17 protein-coding genes and 3 pseudogenes are annotated in these 18,270 nt (G+C 39.6%); 17 read left to right on the top strand and 3 right to left on the bottom strand.

The window, feature by feature from the left end:
- The first annotated feature begins 2 nt into the window (after window positions 1–2).
- Entirely contained in the window at window positions 3–179 is a 177-nt protein-coding gene (locus BN1082_RS27555; protein WP_176699764.1) for a hypothetical protein, read from the top strand.
- Between the two features lie 261 nt (window positions 180–440).
- Here the strand turns inward: BN1082_RS27555 and BN1082_RS14030 are convergent, their stop codons facing one another.
- Window positions 441–1,163 (bottom strand): YwaF family protein, encoded by a 723-nt coding sequence (locus tag BN1082_RS14030; RefSeq protein ID WP_090635229.1) that lies wholly within the window; start codon window positions 1,161–1,163, stop codon window positions 441–443.
- A gap of 496 nt (window positions 1,164–1,659) precedes the next feature.
- Here BN1082_RS14030 and BN1082_RS14040 point away from each other — a divergent pair, with 496 nt between their 5' ends.
- Both BN1082_RS14040 and BN1082_RS14045 read left to right on the top strand, forming a co-directional pair.
- Window positions 1,660–2,373 carry an endonuclease/exonuclease/phosphatase family protein gene (locus BN1082_RS14040; RefSeq protein ID WP_090635231.1) on the top strand — a complete coding sequence of 238 codons (714 nt, stop codon included), beginning with the start codon at window positions 1,660–1,662 and terminating at the stop codon, window positions 2,371–2,373.
- 81 nt (window positions 2,374–2,454) lie between these two features.
- Window positions 2,455–3,927: an alkaline phosphatase family protein gene (locus BN1082_RS14045; RefSeq protein WP_090635232.1), complete on the top strand. Its 1,473-nt coding sequence runs from the start codon at window positions 2,455–2,457 to the stop codon at window positions 3,925–3,927.
- Window positions 3,928–3,995: 68 nt separating this feature from the next.
- On the opposite strand, the gene BN1082_RS14050 is transcribed toward BN1082_RS14045, so the two are convergent.
- Both BN1082_RS14050 and BN1082_RS14055 read right to left on the bottom strand, forming a co-directional pair.
- Window positions 3,996–4,616, bottom strand: coding sequence for a YkoP family protein (locus BN1082_RS14050; RefSeq protein ID WP_090635233.1), 621 nt, complete (start codon window positions 4,614–4,616; stop codon window positions 3,996–3,998).
- Between the two features lie 43 nt (window positions 4,617–4,659).
- Window positions 4,660–5,835, bottom strand: coding sequence for an MGDG synthase family glycosyltransferase (locus BN1082_RS14055; protein WP_245640435.1), 1,176 nt, complete (start codon window positions 5,833–5,835; stop codon window positions 4,660–4,662).
- A 632-nt stretch (window positions 5,836–6,467) separates the two neighbouring features.
- On the opposite strand from BN1082_RS14055, the pseudogene BN1082_RS28215 reads away from it, so the two are divergent.
- The 14 genes and pseudogenes from BN1082_RS28215 to BN1082_RS14125 form a co-directional block, all read left to right on the top strand.
- Window positions 6,468–6,953: pseudogene (locus BN1082_RS28215) on the top strand (DUF5662 family protein); the annotation flags it as partial.
- 174 nt (window positions 6,954–7,127) lie between these two features.
- The gene (locus BN1082_RS14065) at window positions 7,128–7,349 is read left to right on the top strand and encodes a hypothetical protein (RefSeq protein WP_090635234.1); all 222 of its coding nucleotides are present in this window, start codon (window positions 7,128–7,130) and stop codon (window positions 7,347–7,349) included.
- Between the two features lie 91 nt (window positions 7,350–7,440).
- On the top strand, window positions 7,441–8,151 hold the full coding sequence (locus tag BN1082_RS14070) for a response regulator transcription factor (RefSeq protein ID WP_090635235.1): 711 nt from the start codon (window positions 7,441–7,443) through the stop codon (window positions 8,149–8,151).
- A gap of 4 nt (window positions 8,152–8,155) precedes the next feature.
- The gene (locus BN1082_RS14075; RefSeq protein WP_090635236.1) at window positions 8,156–9,226 is read left to right on the top strand and encodes a sensor histidine kinase; all 1,071 of its coding nucleotides are present in this window, start codon (window positions 8,156–8,158) and stop codon (window positions 9,224–9,226) included.
- Between the two features lie 88 nt (window positions 9,227–9,314).
- On the top strand, window positions 9,315–10,955 hold the full coding sequence (locus BN1082_RS14080) for a hypothetical protein (protein ID WP_090635237.1): 1,641 nt from the start codon (window positions 9,315–9,317) through the stop codon (window positions 10,953–10,955).
- Window positions 10,956–10,979: 24 nt separating this feature from the next.
- Window positions 10,980–11,207, top strand: coding sequence for a hypothetical protein (locus BN1082_RS14085; RefSeq protein WP_090635238.1), 228 nt, complete (start codon window positions 10,980–10,982; stop codon window positions 11,205–11,207).
- A gap of 35 nt (window positions 11,208–11,242) precedes the next feature.
- Window positions 11,243–11,484: pseudogene (locus BN1082_RS14090) on the top strand (helix-turn-helix domain-containing protein); the annotation flags it as partial.
- A gap of 330 nt (window positions 11,485–11,814) precedes the next feature.
- Window positions 11,815–12,645 (top strand): alpha/beta hydrolase, encoded by an 831-nt coding sequence (locus tag BN1082_RS14095; protein WP_090635239.1) that lies wholly within the window; start codon window positions 11,815–11,817, stop codon window positions 12,643–12,645.
- Between the two features lie 157 nt (window positions 12,646–12,802).
- Window positions 12,803–13,990 carry an ATP-grasp domain-containing protein gene (locus tag BN1082_RS14100; RefSeq protein ID WP_090635240.1) on the top strand — a complete coding sequence of 396 codons (1,188 nt, stop codon included), beginning with the start codon at window positions 12,803–12,805 and terminating at the stop codon, window positions 13,988–13,990.
- A gap of 17 nt (window positions 13,991–14,007) precedes the next feature.
- Window positions 14,008–14,745 carry an esterase family protein gene (locus BN1082_RS14105; protein WP_090635241.1) on the top strand — a complete coding sequence of 246 codons (738 nt, stop codon included), beginning with the start codon at window positions 14,008–14,010 and terminating at the stop codon, window positions 14,743–14,745.
- A 508-nt stretch (window positions 14,746–15,253) separates the two neighbouring features.
- Window positions 15,254–15,472: a hypothetical protein gene (locus BN1082_RS14110; RefSeq protein WP_090635242.1), complete on the top strand. Its 219-nt coding sequence runs from the start codon at window positions 15,254–15,256 to the stop codon at window positions 15,470–15,472.
- Window positions 15,473–15,484: 12 nt separating this feature from the next.
- A pseudogene (locus BN1082_RS14115) lies at window positions 15,485–15,703 on the top strand (DUF5063 domain-containing protein); the annotation flags it as partial.
- Between the two features lie 48 nt (window positions 15,704–15,751).
- Entirely contained in the window at window positions 15,752–15,991 is a 240-nt protein-coding gene (locus BN1082_RS14120; protein ID WP_090635244.1) for a hypothetical protein, read from the top strand.
- Between the two features lie 513 nt (window positions 15,992–16,504).
- A complete protein-coding gene (locus BN1082_RS14125; protein ID WP_090635245.1) occupies window positions 16,505–18,082 on the top strand; it encodes a phytoene desaturase family protein in 1,578 nt (525 codons plus the stop codon).
- Window positions 18,083–18,270: the final 188 nt, after the last annotated feature.

Raw genomic sequence — 18,270 nt, forward strand, 5'->3', positions numbered from 1 at the left:
GGATGAAATCGAATGAAAAGTGGGGTGGAAAAATGACGAAACCAAGTAATAAGGAATTTAATAATAAAAATAAACCTCTTCCAAAAGTGGATGTTGAATTTGGGGGAGAAAATGAACTTGAAAATAAAGCTTTAAGAGCGCAAAAAAAAATGGCAAAACAAGTGAACGAAAAACTATAAATAAATTGGGCACGAGGCTGTTGATCAAGAGATTGTCAACAGCCTCGAATGTTATGAAATACAAGAGAAAAAGCGTATGAGTTATCGTTTGTTCAAGGTGAACTCTCGATCATTTTAGACTAAATCATGCATGAAATTAGCATGAACAAAGCAATACCATAGATTACTACATAGATTACTACAGAGAAAAAAATCTATGTTGTTTCTATTAAATAAATTCATTAAAAAGACTGAACACATGATTGTTTATTTGTGAACACTCTATGTTAGTCTTTTTCTTTTTATCAACCAAAATGGACTGTATAGAATATAAAAACTCAAAATCATCGCTAGCTCTATCGTGAGAAGATACCACGGCCAGGGCCCGAAATAATTTAAAATAGTCATACCTGCCTTTTTCATAATGTAGAGGTAGTTCGAACCCAATACCTTATTAAGGAAAAAGACAAAAACGCCATATATGTTTACAAGAAGAATGGTCACCCACATAGAAGGAATGGTCGGCCAGTAGTTATAGGCCACCACCATAAACAAACAAGCCAGCACCACTCCTCCATGTGAAATAAAAGACTGGAAATATAGAAAGTGAGGAAAGGAAAACTTGTAAAGATCAGGTGTCAAGATCACTTGGATGGCACTGCCTAACCCCGCAAAATACATGAATTGAAAAATTCTGTAGCTTTCTGTTAGCAGCATCACAACGGCAAGAAGAGCAGCAAGATCACTAAGCTGAAGCGGTAATGCCTTTCTTGCTGTCCAAGCATGCTCACTTACAAGCCAAAGATGGTATAAAATATTATCCACCAATATGATAATTGCCAGAGTGAAACGAAAAAGATTTCGATTCCTCTTCTCCTGAAGATTGTTTCTAAACACAAACAGGAGAATACAGAGAATGATTATAATAGCCATAGTGATGAGATGATCGACTGAAAAAGGACGAAATAATTCAAGTTTTGAATGATATTGAAAATATGGTTTCATCTTATTATCTCCATTGCCTGTACCGATTTTTAGGAAGATTTCCTAACGTTAATATTCGAAAGAGTGCCTTTTTTAATACAATAAATCCATTCCTTTTCCAAGGGTAAATACGTTCTATATGGGTATACTGTGGAAAGGATACGCTAAGATATTGGTCTCTGTTATTTAATGAGAATCGCAAGGACTTTAATTTTTGGTTGTGTAAAAGGTCATTGTTGATTTTTGAAACTATGTTGATTGGAGCGGAAGGCGCGAGACTCCTCGAAAATGCTATCGCATTTCCTTCGTGCGTGGGCGGATTCCAGGAAGTAATTCAATGTCCTGCGGGAGTACGGGGCAGGGCAGACCCCGCAGGCGCTCAAGCGCCGAGGAGGCTCCCCGGAACGCCCGCGGATGCTCGCTTCTTGAGCGCAAATCAACAGGCAAGTTTAACACAGCCTAATTTTTTTATTGAAAAATTAAGTATTGAGGTGAAAATATTCTGGAAATTAGTGTTATGACATTTAATATCCACCATGGCAGGGGAAGAGATAAACAATTAGATCTTAATCGAATTGCCGAGATTATCGCAGGAAGCGGTGCTGATATCATTGGTTTGAACGAAGTGGATAAATATTTTTCAAAAAGAAGTGATAATCAAGACCAGATTGGTTGGCTGGCAAAACAATTAAACATGCAGCATGCTTTCAGCCCTTCATTGTCTCTAAGGTTTAAAAAAACAGCTCCTGCAAGGCAGTATGGAAATGCACTTTTGTCCCGTTATCCAATCGTCAACGCAAAAAGTCATCTACTTAATATCCTACCAGGAATTGTCGAAGGAAGGTCAATACTCGAAGCCACACTACAGATAAACGAAAAATGTTTGAAAATCAATGTGACCCATTTAAGTCTGAATCCCATTCTGCATCGAAAGCAAACTAATTTTATGATCAACCAGTTCATTAATTCGTCTGATCCCACCATTATTATGGGTGATTGGAATATGAAACCAGAATCAAGAGATTGGAGAAAAATAACGCATGAATTCCAAGATGCATGGAATATTGCCGGCAAAGGGGCTGGATTCACTTATCCATCGCTTCGACCAAGGTCCAGGTTGGACTACCTGTTTGTCAGTCCTCATTTTCGTGTTATTAACGTAGATATTATCACAAATAACCCAAAAGCCTCCGACCATTTACCGCTAAAAGCAACATTTTCATTCTGTTAATATGATATTTCCTTCTAACATAATTTTAAAAAAATATTCCATAATAATACAAAAGTCTATTTGAAGAGAGGAGCGGAATGAATGACATCAGACCAAATTCAAAAAAAGAAAGTCATTCTGCTTATGATTGATACATTAATGGATTCGTCTTTACAAGAAGCTATTAAAAGTGAAAAAGCTCCTGCCTTACAATTTTTTATTGAAAATGGAAAATACTTTTCAAATCTTGTTAGTCCATTTCCAACCATGTCAGTAAATGTTGATAGTACTTTATTAACAGGTGTATACAGTGATAAACACAAAGTTCCAGGCTTAGTTTGGTATAACAAAAATGAAGAGAGAATTGTAAATTATGGAGGTCATGTTTTTGAACTGATTAAACTGGGTCTAAAGAAATCCATGGAAGACATATTTTATAATTTAAATCATGAGCATTTAAGCAAAAAGCACCCAACCATTCATGAAATTTTACATGAAAGGGGAATTCAAAGCGCATCCATAAATACCCTTTTATATAGGGGGGATATCCAAACCAAATTGAAAATACCCTTTCTCTTATCAGTGTTTACGGGCTTAAATAGAGAGATGATGTCGTTTTCGCCGAACTTATTCACTTATGGAGCCATGCACAAGATTAATCCATTAAAAAAGAACTCATACTTTTGGCAAAAGTATGGATTCAACGATAAATTTTCAGCAAATGAACTAAAATACCTTATAAACCGAAATAATCTACCCCCTTTTACGATTGTTTATTTTCCTGATTTAGACCATAGCACACATGTAAATGGAAGAAATGATATTAAGGGAATTGCAAAAGTAGATCAACAGCTGCAAGAAATTTTAAATCAGTTTCCATCCTGGGAAGAAGCTTTATCCAATATCATATGGATTATTCTTGGCGATAATGGTCAGGCGTGGATCGATCAAAATCGAAATCATGCTTTAATTGACCTTAGAAAGAGTTTGGGTTCGTATCGAATCGTAAAATTGAGAAAAGGGGTTTCGGTGGAAGACGAAATTGTTCTTGGTGTAAACGAGAGAATGTCGTTTATATACACTCTCGATTCTCAAAAGATTCCTTTAGAAGAAATCGCTAAGATCTTACAGAAAGATGATCGAATTGATGTGGTTGCGTTAAAAAAAGGAAATACAGTAACTGTAACATCTGGAATACATAGTGGGAATCTTCAATTTCATCCTGAAGGGGAGTTTTTCGACGAGTATAACCAATCGTGGTCAATAAAAGGAAATAATGAGATATTAAATCTAACTATTACTGAAAATAGTATCGAATATGGAGAATACCCAGATGCCTTAGCAAGATTATATTCATCATTTTATTCCCATGAAGGGGAATACATCATTGTAAGTGCAAAACCTGGATACGAATTCAAAGGTGAGGGTTCCCCTACACATGTAGGTGGAGCAAGTCATGGGGGATTACACAAACAAGATTCTTTAGCGTCTATGATCATTTGTGGAACCGATACAACCCCAAAGCATATGCGTATTTTAGATCTTAAGGATTGGCTTTTGACGTTAATTTCATAAAAAAAAACTGCAAAGCGTATCTTAAAGAAACCTTTGCAGTTTTTTCATGTTTCTAAATTGGTATTTTTTCACAAAACCGTTAACTCGGTTTCAATGGGATATCTTCGCATGAATTCCTTCGTCGAAATGGCAATGATTTTGGGACTGAGGAGCTCTCCTTTTGTTTGTAACCTTTGTTTTCCTTGAGGATGAACAACGAGCAATAAAAGGCGCAAATAGATATTGGTTAAGAAAAAGAATAGCCCTCTAGGCAAGTCAGTTACGGTAAAACCGAATTGCTTGGTCCCTCGATGGATCATAGAAATCCCGTATAAGCCTTTAATCTCTTCATATTTCGGATGATTAAGAATGAAACCAAGCGTTTTCGGCAATAATTGTTCGGTTGTTCGAATCATTTGGATGGCTAAATGAATAGAGGAACGGGAATTTGTCCCCATTCTAAAAAGCATTTCATTATTAAGATGAAGTTCAAGCACACGATCTCCTCTTTTAATGATCTCTCCATCCAACAATTGTATCGGTTTACCCCAATAAGTGCGTACTCTTACGTTCAAGAATGGCTGATTCTTATCAATGGGCTGAATAGTAAATAACCTATAAAATAAATGTTCCCATTGGATCCATAAAAAGATCATTATTTTCTTTTTCCAGCTAATTTCCGGTGTCAATACTGGTTGATCTAATTTCATTTGGTATTCCTCTCTTCATTTGTTCTAATTCCTCTACTTCAAATTACCCTGTAACAGAGAAGTTTGGGATAGATACTTGACGTTTCATTTGAACAATGACATCGAGAGCATCAAATGTGGATCTTTTTTTAGAAAAAAGTCTAGTGTTTTCTTTCATTTTTTTTAGGAGCTTAGGATCAAATAATAAATGTAAGAGCTTTGTTTTTAAATCAGTAAGATTTTCAGCCAACATGGCCACGCCCGCATGCACTAAAAACTGAGCATTATCCTGTTCTTGACCAGGAAGGGGGTTATAAAGCAACATGGGTAATTCCATCGCCATCGCTTCTGAAGTCGTTATTCCTCCTGGTTTTGTGATCATGATATCTGAGATGGCCATAAGTTCATGAATATAGTCAATATATCCGGTCAAATAGATGCGATGCTTCGAGTGTTTAAATTCCTCTGTTACCTGATGGCGTAATTTCTCATTGTGTCCACATACAATAATAAGTTGTATGGATTGTGGTAAAGCATTTAACGCTCGAAAGGTCGTTAATCCATCGCGTATGATACCATATCCTCCGCCCATTACTAAGATCGTAGGCAAGTCAGGATCTAGCCCAAATTTATTTATTAATTCTATCTTATCATGTGCTTGAAAAAATTTGGGTCTAATGGGTATTCCTGTATCAGAAATTTTAGAATCATCAATTCCTTGGTGATTTAAAGCTTGGCGAACCATATTCGAACCAACGATATATTGATCGGTAAGGGGGTGAATCCAATAACTATGATCAGTATAATCAGTGATGATGGTCACGGTAGGAATATTGATTAATCCATATTGTTTTAGTTTTGACATGACCCCAGCTGCAAACGGAAACGTACTTACAACAACTGAAGGCTGGACTTCCTGTATCAATTTCAGGGTTCGTCCCATTCCGGGTGAAAGAACGGCATTCAACTTTATTGAAAAAGAGTTAACCTTACGTGTTTTTTGGAAAAAATAACCATATAAACGAGGGAATTTTTTAATTCCTTTCATGTACACATATTGGCTTAAGGGGTAAAGATAAGAATATCCCAACGCCATAAAATCAAAAACGACTGATTCTACATCTGGCAGACTCAATTGTGTTGCCTCGTGGATCGCGTTAGCAACTTGTTGATGTCCCTCTCCAAAGGTGCCAGATAGAATGAGAACTTTATCTATTTCCCTGGAATTTATAGCATTCACCCCTCTATATGGTATTTTCAAGGCCCAGAAAACTGAATCTAGAGTTCATATGTACGACTCTTGTTATCTTTTCCCTTTCCTTTTCCCTTCTATACGCGAGATATGACCGAGATACTTGTAAAAAAGAGGCAAAAGCATAGATTCGTTTTCCAGTTTTCAAAAATAAATAATTTGTTCTCTTATAAACATATTCGGAGAGTTGAAGATGGCTTGTACACATGTCACTCATTAAATAAAACTTTTTAGTGCGGGTTTAAAGGAAAATGATGAACGGTGGAAGCCCTAATAAACCGCTTTTTTTGATGTTCCGGTATTAGATGAATACGGAAATCAGAATCATTATATTTAATTTGTTCTCGTAATACTCCTTTATTAAGGTATATGCACTTCTATTTGATTTTCATACACCATTCACGTCATCGGTAAAATAGGCAGGAATGTTAGTTATCCAAGTAGAATATTATTAACAATTATTTGGATAAGGTGGTGTTTGGATGTTAAAGGCTTGCTGGAGGAATTTGCGATATATCCTGGATCATAAACTGAATGTCCTGGTTGAATGCTGGATTGAAGGATTATATATCCAAGGGATTACCCACGATTTATCAAAATTTTAACGAAAAGAATTTTTCTCGTATGCGAAGAAATTCTTTTACCGCGGAGAAAAGACGGCTGACAATGAACTGAAATGGAAATATGCGTGGCTTCACCACCAGCGAAAAAACAAACACCATTGGGAATACTGGGTGGTTGATCCAAATAATAAGCAGGCTTTGCCCATGCCGAGAAAATATCTCATCGAAATGGTCTGTGACTGGCGTTCGTTTTCAAGGAAATGGGGAAGGAAGGTCAAACCTGCGACGTTAGATCTTTCCGAAAAGATCGTGTTACATCCTGATACCAAAAAAGAGTTAGAGATGATTATGAAGAGAAAAAGGGAAGAGGATGCCAGAAATACTGCGGTCAAATTATACAAATCATCGATTATGACCGCCACCATGTTTTTTGAGTTCCAAACAGTAAGCAAAATGGCTGTTCATTTAGCTTTTCTTGTTGAACGGGTGCAAAACTGGAACAAAGGAAATGCTTTTTCTTCTTCAAGTAACGGATCATTGTGATTTATTGAATCTAAATAAAACCCCATGATTTAAGACACTATTTCTGTTCACTTCAATCTTTAGACCCTTACACATGAACGGCATCCTTTCTTTATATATACTTCAGGAAAGTTAGCAGGCTTTGTCTTTGTTAGAGAATTTGAGAGACTTGAAAAAGGGAAAATTAAATGGCTCGTGTCAGAGTCCTTTATCATAAAAAAGGATCAGAAACAAGGAATTGGTCGATTAGCTGCTCAACAAGTTTTTGACATGTTCAGAAAATGGATTGTTGCGCAAATTGAAAGCGGTATTATTTCGCAATTGTTTTGGGAACAGGTAATTTCCGATTATACCCAAGGTCAATTTACGAAAACGCATCTGGGAAAACAACCTGCATACGAATTTGAATCAATCTGAAAGTCTAAGCTAACGAGCAACGAGAGTGGGGTAGCGTGCCGCGCCACTGCTGAAGAATATACAAAGCTAATTGCAAAAGGAGGTCGGCATCGTGCGAAATGAAGCAATCTTAGTGGTCGATGATGAAGAAGGCATTCTGATCATGCTTGAGAATCTTCTTCGAAAAGAAGGATATACCAATATTACAAAAGCCGGCTCCGCTGCTGAAGCGCTCATGGCTATGCAGACGGCGCGCTTTGATATGATCGTTTTGGATGTCATGCTTCCGGATATGGATGGGTTTTCCTTATGTGTGGAGCTGCGTAAAATCGTAAACAGTCCTATCCTGTTCCTTACCGCCCGCTCTAGCGATTTGGATAAGCTGCAGGGTCTGTACCTGGGCGGAGACGATTATGTAACGAAACCGTTCAACCCGATGGAAGTTATCGCACGGATTCAGGCTCATTTGAGGCGGAGCTCTCTATATACGTCTGATGTTTTAAGCGCTGAGGAGATGTATCGGTACGATACGTTTACAGTTAACCGTGCCACTGGCCAACTGATCGTAGGCAATGTGGACACACCTTGTCCTGCCAAAGAGCTCGAATTGCTGCTCTATTTTTGCAAACATCCGAACCGGGTATTCACCGCACAACAATTATACGAACAAGTGTGGGGCACTATGGTGCTAGGGGACGAGAAAACTGTCGTGGTCCACATCTCCAGACTTCGAAAGAAGCTGGAGGCCGATCCGTCCGAACCCAAGCTAATCGTTACGTTGAGAGGGATCGGATATAAGTTTGTTCCGCCCTCGGGAGGTTAGGACAATGAATTTTATGCTCCGTGTAGCTTTGCAGCTGTTGGTAGTTTTCGTTTTCATGTTTGCATGCATTCAAGCGATTGTCATAGGAGTGGCGTGGTTATTTTGGCCGCAGACGATCTTGACCGGGAACAGTTCAAGCGGCTTTAGGATCTTTGTCATAACCTTGTGCTCCATACTTTTTATACTGACTTTTCTCCTGATCGGCTGGTATTTGGGGAAGCCGGTTTATTTCATCATCGTATGGATCAGACGCTTGGCGAACGGTCAATATGATTTTCCCATACGATGGGATAAGATACACTCCCATAAGAAAGGAACGTTGAAAATTCCGTATGCGGTCTACAAGGAATTGTTCCAGCATTTACGAATGCTTGCGAACACGCTGCAAACAAACGAGAAGGAACTGCGGGAGTCGGAACAAGCGAAACAAGAATGGATTCGAGGCATATCACACGATTTAAAAACGCCGTTAACCTACATATCCGGTTATTCCACCATGCTGATGAATACAGAGTATCGGTGGAGTGAAGCGGAACAAAAGGAGTTTCTAGCCATCATTCAACAGAAAGCGGTTCATCTGCAAGAACTGGTGCAGGATCTCAATGAAACGATTCAAGGGCAAATCCCGCTAAAACCCGAGGAAGCAAATATCGTTGAGCTGGTACGCAGAACGGTGGCGGATGTTAGTAGTGCGCCTTGGGCAAACGGCTATCTTTTTATGATGGATGCGAAGTCAGACCCAATTCCGTTATCCTTCGATCCGAAGCTACTGACACGGGCTGTTCGCAATTTGCTCGTCAATGCGGTCGTTCATAATCCGGAAGGCACAGAGATTGCGGTTCATATTTCATGTTCCAATGACAGGACGGCGGAGATACGGATCGACGATAACGGAATCGGATTCAGCGAGACGCTCGTTAAAAGCGATGCAGCCATACCACCTTTCGAACGTGGGGGTTTGGGACTGTCCATTGCCAAGCAACTCATTAAAGCCCATGGCGGAGATTTGATCGTCGTCAGCCAGCCGAATGAAGGAACCTCTCTGTCCATAAGGCTGCCATTGATGAAAAGTTAGGATGAAGTTTGTTTTCCGTTTACCTGCTGTTTACTTGCGCTCCTTATAATAACGGTAACAACACCGTTTATTAGGAAGGAGACTTGCAATGATTGAGAAACATGCATGGTGGTTGTCTAAAAGATGGGGATATGCAGCGTCTGTCGCATTAGTTCCCTATGCGATTTTAAAAAGCCTTTGGGCGATAGGGTTCGCCGTTCTGGCTTCGGGGAAAGGCATTGAGGAGCTTCATGCCGCTATGAAGGGCGACTCTGGTCAAATCATCAGCTTTCTATACTCTCACGGAATCGACATTACCGCCATATTGGCTTTAATCGCATCTCTGCTTGCGCTTGCTTTGGTTCAAAATTGGGGACAGAAGATCCCGCGCTGGTTTTTGCTCGTCCCAGCGGGGGTGGGCGGCTTGTCATTCATTTACATTAGCCTCGTAACATTTTATAAGCTTATCGTCGGCGACATAAGTTTTTCCAACACCTCGACATTTTCTCCTTGGGTGCTGCTCCCGGTATACGGAGGATTCTTCACATGGGGAGTTACGATCTGTTTGGCCGCTTTGTCTTACGGGATCAGAACGAGAAAGCGTACCGGTCCGCTAAAACGAGGGATGCTGAAGCAGAAGTCGCACATTGTAGCAAGCGATGGAATTTCATGTAATGTACCAAATACCAAGGAAATTGAATGGAAACCTTCTTCGCTTAGCTGGTGGAGGCGTTGGCCGGAATGGGTCCGGTACGCAGCCATCGTTTGGACACTCATCTATGGTGCGTTGGGGTTGTACTGGTCGCTTGGAGGCTCTGGCTTTCCATTAGGATTGGTGAACGACCCAATTACGCAAAATTCGTTTTTTAAAAATGTCACAGCCACGGAAGCTGGGCCGGTTATTTCTATGTTCTGCTTTCTTGGCGTGATAGTACTTTTCAAGTGCAATTTCAAAGCGCGCGGTTTTATCCGTACGATGCTCCTCTTTTATACTTGGAGCGCTGCGACGATTCTCTGCTTAGCAATCCCTGATGCCCGGGCGCTTATTGTAGTGGCTTACGCTCCCATTTATTTGATTGTGTCGCTTTTCTGGACGTTGCCGGTCCATTATTTCGATCACATCACATGGCCAGTGGTAAACCAATTTATTTGCATTGCCGGCGGTTTGCTGTGGGCAGCCACGGCTTTGTCCTTCCAACGCCTATCCAGAGACGCTTGCCAATATTGTGGTCGCAAAATCGATTCGAGCCATTGGATGGCTTCCGACTCCGCGGCTCGTTGGGCAAGATGGATTACCTATGTTGCCATCCTTGCCCCCGCTTATTACGATATCACCCGCATCGCATGGCTGCTGGGAATCCCTCTGGGGATTACAAAGGAATTATTTCAAAGCCTTCAGGATACAGGGGCCAATTGGGCCGGAGCGGGTCTTGCCTTGGTATCGATCGGCGGCACCATCCTGACACGTGGGCTTATTAAGTCGTGGGGTGAGGTCTTCCCTCGTTGGATTCCGTTATGGGCCGGAAAGCGCGTCCCTCCTGCTCTGGCCATCGTTCCTGCTGGGCTGGTCTCTATCATGTTGACCATTACCGGCATTGAAGTCGTCCTCGGGTTCTCAATTAGAAATTTGCAAAACTGGGGAGCTTCAACCCCGCTCTTGCTGTTTCTGATTTGGGGGATAGCGCTGGGAGTAGCTACGATTTTCTATTATTACCGGAGGCAGGGGCGTTGCAACCGCTGTGATCTATAAAGTGTGCAAGAGTTGGAGTCGACAATGGACCCAAGAAAAATAAGACCATATAAAAAATGGTCAACTCGAAAAATCTGGCAAACCTTATATTACGAACGGGTGAAAGAGTTGAAGATCAAGCCGCCAATAATGGCGGCTTTTGTTATTGTGCTCCCACAGTTTGATACGATTTTCTCTCGAACGAAGATTCCGCCCAAAACAACTTTAAGAAGCCATAATCGGTTGGGTACTTTTGTTTTTGTTTTTGTATAACATATTTTAAAAATCGTATAAGGGGTTATCAGACTTTAATATTTCACTTATTCGCAGCATTTGCAGAATTTGAAAGAAATCTGATCGAGGAACGCTCTGTTGCAGGAAGGGTAACTGCAAGAGCGTTTGGGCATCTTGGTAGGCGACCGGAGAAGTACGGATCAATAGAAATTGAAATGATGAAACTTTAATCGAAAGTGGTACACCGATTAATGATGTTGCGGAAAAGTGTGGCGTGTTTCGCACTACAATTTATCGCTATTTAGAAAAACAGTAAATCGGAAGTAATGAAGAAACCCAGCTAATCTACTCATGAAAGGTAGATGGGTTTTAAAGTTGTATGTGAAACTCTTGATGTGGATAGAAATTTTGATTTAACGGATAATGGGGACCCGACTGTACCGTCTACATTTTCATGTGAGCAATGTGGAGGGCAAATGTATCCTTTGCATTATGAAAGTGTTCACGGATATGAGCACAAACTACCGGATTTTCTCTAAACAAAAAAGGACCGGGCAGTTTGCCCGGTTTTTCTTAAGTTTTTTATTGTGAATATTAGGTCTATTCAGTATATTTAATGTAATATCAAAGGAGTGAGGAAGGTAAAATGAATCAATCCTATTTTTATTTAAAACTAGAAACACATCAATTACATATGTCTTATAAAAATGAAAAACGTCGCGTGCGTGTTTTATTGCCGAAAAATTATGATAAAGATGAGGCTAAAAATTATCCAGTTGTCTATATGCATGATGGACAAAATGTTTTCTTCAGTAGTGAAGCTTATAGCGGGTATTCATGGAAAGTTATTTCGGCAATTAAACTAAGCCCCGATTTACCGAAGATGATTGTTGTTGGGATAGATAACGCTGAACAAGATCGAATTAATGAATATACGGCTTGGAAAATTACTGAAAGCCCACTTCCTGAAGATATTGAACTAGGTGGAAGAGGCGAGGAGTTTGCTGAGTTTATCATGACAGTCGTGAAGCCGTTTATCGATAAGCATTACCGAACTAAATCGGATAAATATCATACAGCGATGATTGGCAGTTCACTTGGAGGAAATATTTCGTCTTTTATGGGTATTGAATATAAAGATCAAATTGGTGGTTTAGGCATTTTTTCTTTAGCCAATTGGATTACAAGTAAAGCCTTTGACAGTTATATTGCTAGAGAAGAGTTGGATCCTGAACAACGCGTGTACATTCAAGTTGGGACTCAGGAAGGCGATGATGCCGATCGACAATTGATGTATGGAAATATGAAGCAGGCATATATCGATTGCTCCCTTAAGTATTATAAACAACTGATAAAAGGCTCTGTTCCAATTGATAGCATTCGTTTAAATATTTTTGCGGATGAAGAACATGATGAAAAAGCTTGGGCAAAACACCTGCCAGAATGTTTACGTTTCTTAAGTGAGAAGTGGTCTTGAATGAACTGAATAATTATATTTGACTGCATTAGATCATGGGAGGAATCTATCACTTTTTTTGAATATTTTTGGAAGTTTAGATTGATTCTAAATTGAAATAATTTTACCTTGGTTGTAAAAATAATGAATTTTTTGATTCTGAGAAAGGAGCTTTTTTATGAATTATATTTTGATATCACCATATTATCCAGGTAATTTTCAGTCATTTGCTCATCGTTTAAAAGACGCAGGTGTCAATGTTTTAGGAATTGGCGAAGAGCCATATGACCAATTAGGTTCCGAATTACAAAACGCTTTAACAGAATATTATCGTGTGAATAATTTAGAAAATGTAGATGAAGTGAAACGTGCTGTTGCATTTTTATTTTATAAACATGGTCCAATTGACCGCATTGAATCCAATAACGAATACTGGTTAGAACTTGATGCGCAGTTGCGTGAGCAATTTAACGTGTACGGCAATAAAACGAATGACTTGAAAAAAGTTAAGTATAAATCTGAAATGAAGAAGCTGTTTAAAAAAGCAGATGTGCCTGTTGTAGATGGAAGAATCGTTAAAACTAAAAAGGAGTTATCTAAAGCCATTGATGAATTAGGATTGCCAGTTATCGCTAAACCGGATAATGGAGTTGGATCAGCTGCAACCTTTAAATTAAGTTCAGAAGAGGCTGTACGTCATTTTGAAGAAGAATGGGGAGAAGCACAAGTGTACTTCTTAGAACCATATGTCGAAGGAGGCGTGCTTTGTACATTTGATGGTTTAGTGGATCAGAAAGGGAACATTGTTTTCCAAACAAGCTTTACATATAATGTGCCAACTCTGGAACTCGTTAAGGGTCAGTTGGATTTAGCTTATGTGATTCAAAAAGAAATTGATCCAAAGCTCGAAACTTATGGAAAGGCGATTGTGAAAGCTTTTGGCATGAAAGAACGCTTTTTCCATATTGAGTTTTTTAAAATAGAAACTGGGGATTATGTTGCACTTGAATATAATAACCGCTTGGCTGGCGGCTACACGATTGATATGTACAATTTCGCGTACTCCATTGATTTATTTGCTCAGTATGCTTCTCTTGTGACAGGAGGAGAATTTAAGGAGTCCGATGCCGAAAACCAGTTTTGTGTCGGTGTAACACAGCGTGATGCGTATGAGTATAAACATGATACGAATGCTATTTATGAACGGTTTGGCGACCGTGTAAAGTTTGAACAGCGCATGCCAGATGCGTTTGCGGAACTCCAAGGAAATCAATTTTATGCGATTAATGCAGATTCGCATGAAGAAGTCGATGACATTATCCGTTTTGTACATGAACGAAAAAATAGCAGCATTGCAAACGTATAGGGATAGGAGATTTTTCTATGCATATAGAACAGTTAAACCATTGGAGTGGCGAATTAGGACGTGAAATGCTGTTGAACAGATATGGACACAGTGGCATGCCAATCGTAGTTTTTCCTTCATCTGGAGGGACGCATTTTGAATACTATGATTTTGGAATGATTGATGTGTGTCATGACTTTATTGAATCCGGAAAAGTTCAGTTTTTTACATTGGCTAGTATAGATAGCGAAAGTTGGCAGCACGACTCAAAACCGGCGCATGACCGTGCATTAGCTCATGACGCATATGACCGTTATGTGATTTCAGAAGCTATTCCATTTATTAAACATAAAACAGGTTGGTTTGATCCAATGATGACAACGGGGTGTAGTATGGGGGCATATCATGCGTTGAACTTTTTCTTGAGACATCCGGATGTCTTCCAAACAACCGTTGCACTTAGCGGTGTTTACGATGTGCGTTTCTTTTTTGGGGATTACGGAAATGATCCGCTTGTATACGAAAATTCACCGAGTGATTACATATGGAATCAAAATAATGGCTGGTTTATTGATCGATATCGTTCAGCAGATATCATTATTTGTACCGGGCTGGGTGATTGGGAACAGGATGGGCTGCCTTCATACTTTACATTAAAAGAAGCCTTTGAAGAAAAACGAATTCCAGCATGGTTTGATGAGTGGGGCGAAGATGTTTCGCATGATTGGGTTTGGTGGCGATGCCAAATGCCGTATTATTTAGGAAAATTACTTTAATAAAATGTCAAAAAAACATCAGTACGGTTGAGTCGCTGGTGTTTTTTGACAGTTGATTTTTAGGTAATGAATAATTGATGTCGTATTAAAAGTAGCAATAAACACTTAATTGTGGTGATAAAAAGGCAATAAAATAACAATATACTGTCGTCGTTAAAAGAAACCCATAATAATATATTATGGACAAAATTCTCACTAAACATATAAAACCATTTAATATAAAAATAGACACCTTCGGTGTCTATTCAGGAGACAAAAACCCCACTATTCATAAGTGAGGAACTTTAATTACTTTTTTAGGGCTACTCTACTTAGGTAGATCTTTTTATATTTTGAAAGTAAGATTGTGAAGAAATGTACTTACACTAACGAATGCGTTGCTTAAAGATCCAGCTGCCATAATTGGTGGCTTTTTTGTTATTCAACTAAAGGTTCAGTTTAGCTTAAGAGGGATTTGGAATGAAAGTGTAGAATTTAAATTGAAAACACTTTAATTTTAGGAGATAAAATGAAAAATAAAGTGGTTGAGGATTTTTTCCGTTCGGCAGTGCATTATTGCAACATAATAGAAAATTTTGATTCCAATCAGGTACACAATAATTTAAAGGCTCTCCTGGTTTCACTCGTAGATTTGTATTCCAAAGCATTGTATCTTCCCAAAGTTGAATTAGAAAACGATGAAGTAGCTGACGTTGATATATCTGTACCCCAAATTAATTTTAATTAATACGATTATTATTGGGAGGTCTTTAACCCTTATGACTTAGAGGAGCCTGTGGGGGCAAGTTTATCTGATGACATATTAGATATTTATAAAGATGTTAAAAAAGGTATGCTTTTATACGAGAAATACGAGCATATAGAGGCTATTTGGGAATGGAAATTTGGGTTTGAAATACATTGGGGCAGTCACGCTGTTGATGCAATACGTGCTCTACATTCGGCTAATTTTAATTAATTTTTATTGGGATAGGGACTAATATGTATAGGAAGAGAGTGTATTCTGGTGGATAAAAATGATTGGAGACTTACTAATCAAGAAAAATATCTGTTCGGTAAAACTCTTACCCTAAAGAAATTTATTCCCACAAAAACAGACCACGAACACTGTGAGTTTTGTTGGCAAAAGATTGTGGATGAAAACCACCCAGATATAATTAGAGAAGCTTACACGACAAATGATGAGTATTATTGGGTATGTCCTGATTGCTACAATGATTTTAAAGAGATGTTTAAGTGGAAATAGAAAATGATGCATTAATATATTGTGATTTGTTTCACTTACACTAACGGGTGCAATAGTCGAAGATTGGGTTGTTGAGACAGCCCTTTTTTTGTTCCACTAAAGGGCACTTTAATTTAATAAAACTAGAGAACATATTATATATGACTAATCTTGGAGTGAAGGTTTATTTTGCTAGGGTTTTGTTAAAGCAAAATTGGTATATGGTTAAGTAACATACATTGACTTAAAAAGTATCCCATTAGCTTCATGGGGGATATGCAAAAGATACTTCTGTTTCATCTAAGCATCCTTTTGCAAAATAAAAAGAGGTGGGAGACCACCTCTTGATAAGATGGAAAATCTATTACAGACTATTAAGCCCCTTGCCTGTGCCATACATATTTTTTACTAGCAGAACCATTAATTTATACCTGGTATTTTTTTCTCCATTTAGTACTAAATGATTGTTTGAGTGCGTATTTTATTGGTGGACAATAAGTCATACTATTCTATTTTTTTAGGAGTGATTTCCCAATGAGGACCTTTGACACGATTATTATTGGAAGCGGACATAATGCCTTAATCACGGCAGCCTATTTGTCTAGAGCCGGTCGAAGTGTGTTAGTTCTGGAAAAGAACGACCGGCCAGGCGGGTTTCTCCGTACCGAAGAATTAACTTTACCAGGATTCAAGCATGATGTATTTTCAGCTGCCCATCCTCTATTATTAACCGGCCCTGCTTACGCTGATCTTGGCCCATCGCTGGAGGCTCGGGGTCTACGATATCTAAATACCGATTTGCCGACTGGTGTATCGATGGAAGACGGCAGGACTGCTGTACTCCCTCGTGCCTTTGAGGATTTCGTGTCTGAAGCGGAGAGGCTTGCTCCTGGGGATGGTGCTGAACTTGCCAAAATGTTTGAGGGATTCCAGCCTTACGCAAATGATGTTTTTTCATTATTTAATGTCGACCTCTCCCTTCCTGGCTCTTTGGAAAAAATAAACCGCCTTATGCATAACGAAGCTGGCAATGGTTTTTCACCATTCGCGGCTTCTCTATTCTCTACTGCACGAAACACTGTTCGCTCCTTTAAATCTCCAGTTTTAAAAGCGATGATTGCTTCCTGGGTCACCCATCTGGGCCGGACGCCTGATGAAGTCGGAAGTGGAATCTGGGTTCCACTTACCGTTATGGCATTAATGGGCGGAGGGATGCCGATACCTGAGGGCGGAAGTGAAATGCTTGCGAAATCTCTTGCACAATTTGTAAAAGATCATGGAGGCATTATACGAACAAACACACTTGTTAACGAGATTTTGGTAAAGGACGGCCGTGCAATTGGCGTCCGTACGAATGATGGTGAGAAATACCATGCAGCCCACTCTGTGGTCGCTTCCACCACGCCAGATCAACTCTATTTATCTCTACTTAAAGATACAGAGACTAGTCCTGTAATTCGGACTCAGGCGAATAAATATCGTTATGGAAGAGGTTGTGTGCAAATAAACCTTGCTTTAAGCGAGCCGCCAAAATGGGCCGATGAGCGCTTTAACAAAGTTGGCCAGCCGCATTTGACAGATGGGTTGGATGGTTTTACGCTGGCCATCGCTCAAGGGACGGCTGATCTTTTGCCAGAGAAACCGACATTTACTGTTGACTGTCCTACAAACTTGGATCCGACGCGTGCTCCAGCGGGTAAGGCAATCATGCGGATTCAGGTACTTGAAGTGCCCTGCCGCCCGCGTGGTGATGCTGCTGGAAAAATTAATGTCGGAGATGGAACATGGACGAAGGATTTAACGGAGAAGTTTACTGAGAGAATCCTAAATGTGGTAAGTAAACATATTCCTAATATACCGAGTGCAGTTATCGGTAAACATGTCGTGACTCCAAATACGATTGCCCAGTTCAATCCAAATGCCGGGCCTGGAGATCCATACGGCGGGGCACACGACCTCGGTCAAAGTTATTTGTTCAGGCCTCTTCCAGGACAGCCAAGCCACCAAACAGTAATTTCGAACCTGTTTATGCTTGGGGCAGCAACCTGGCCAGGGCATGGTGTGAATGGTGGATCGGGATTTATTGTCTCCAAGAAGCTTCTTTCTCAGTGAGCTTTTATGTAACATTTATAATGTTTATTTTAATAGAAGAGCATTCGAATTAGGAGAATCATTAACATCATGGTTTGCGGTCTATTGTATGGGAATACGAACCATCAATTATCTTCCCAAACCACACGTTTTTGATCGCTTTTTTTACTGCGCTTCTTCAACTAAAGGGGCATTAGTGGAAGAACAAT

This window comes from Neobacillus massiliamazoniensis (assembly GCF_001048695.1).
In the GTDB taxonomy this organism is placed as follows: Bacteria; Bacillota; Bacilli; order Bacillales; family Cytobacillaceae; genus Neobacillus; species Neobacillus massiliamazoniensis.

Excerpts from the sequence above, each read along its gene's own strand:
- BN1082_RS27555 (WP_176699764.1), top strand. The coding sequence starts at position 3 with ATGAAATCGAATGAAAAGTGGGGTGGAAAAATGACGAAACCAAGTAAT.
- BN1082_RS14030 (WP_090635229.1), bottom strand. The coding sequence starts at position 1,163 with ATGAAACCATATTTTCAATATCATTCAAAACTTGAATTATTTCGTCCT.
- BN1082_RS14040 (WP_090635231.1), top strand. The coding sequence starts at position 1,660 with ATGACATTTAATATCCACCATGGCAGGGGAAGAGATAAACAATTAGAT.
- BN1082_RS14045 (WP_090635232.1), top strand. The coding sequence starts at position 2,455 with ATGACATCAGACCAAATTCAAAAAAAGAAAGTCATTCTGCTTATGATT.
- BN1082_RS14050 (WP_090635233.1), bottom strand. The coding sequence starts at position 4,616 with ATGAAATTAGATCAACCAGTATTGACACCGGAAATTAGCTGGAAAAAG.
- BN1082_RS14075 (WP_090635236.1), top strand. The coding sequence starts at position 8,156 with ATGAATTTTATGCTCCGTGTAGCTTTGCAGCTGTTGGTAGTTTTCGTT.
- BN1082_RS14080 (WP_090635237.1), top strand. The coding sequence starts at position 9,315 with ATGATTGAGAAACATGCATGGTGGTTGTCTAAAAGATGGGGATATGCA.
- BN1082_RS14085 (WP_090635238.1), top strand. The coding sequence starts at position 10,980 with ATGGACCCAAGAAAAATAAGACCATATAAAAAATGGTCAACTCGAAAA.
- BN1082_RS14095 (WP_090635239.1), top strand. The coding sequence starts at position 11,815 with ATGAATCAATCCTATTTTTATTTAAAACTAGAAACACATCAATTACAT.
- BN1082_RS14100 (WP_090635240.1), top strand. The coding sequence starts at position 12,803 with ATGAATTATATTTTGATATCACCATATTATCCAGGTAATTTTCAGTCA.
- BN1082_RS14105 (WP_090635241.1), top strand. The coding sequence starts at position 14,008 with ATGCATATAGAACAGTTAAACCATTGGAGTGGCGAATTAGGACGTGAA.
- BN1082_RS14110 (WP_090635242.1), top strand. The coding sequence starts at position 15,254 with ATGAAAAATAAAGTGGTTGAGGATTTTTTCCGTTCGGCAGTGCATTAT.
- BN1082_RS14125 (WP_090635245.1), top strand. The coding sequence starts at position 16,505 with ATGAGGACCTTTGACACGATTATTATTGGAAGCGGACATAATGCCTTA.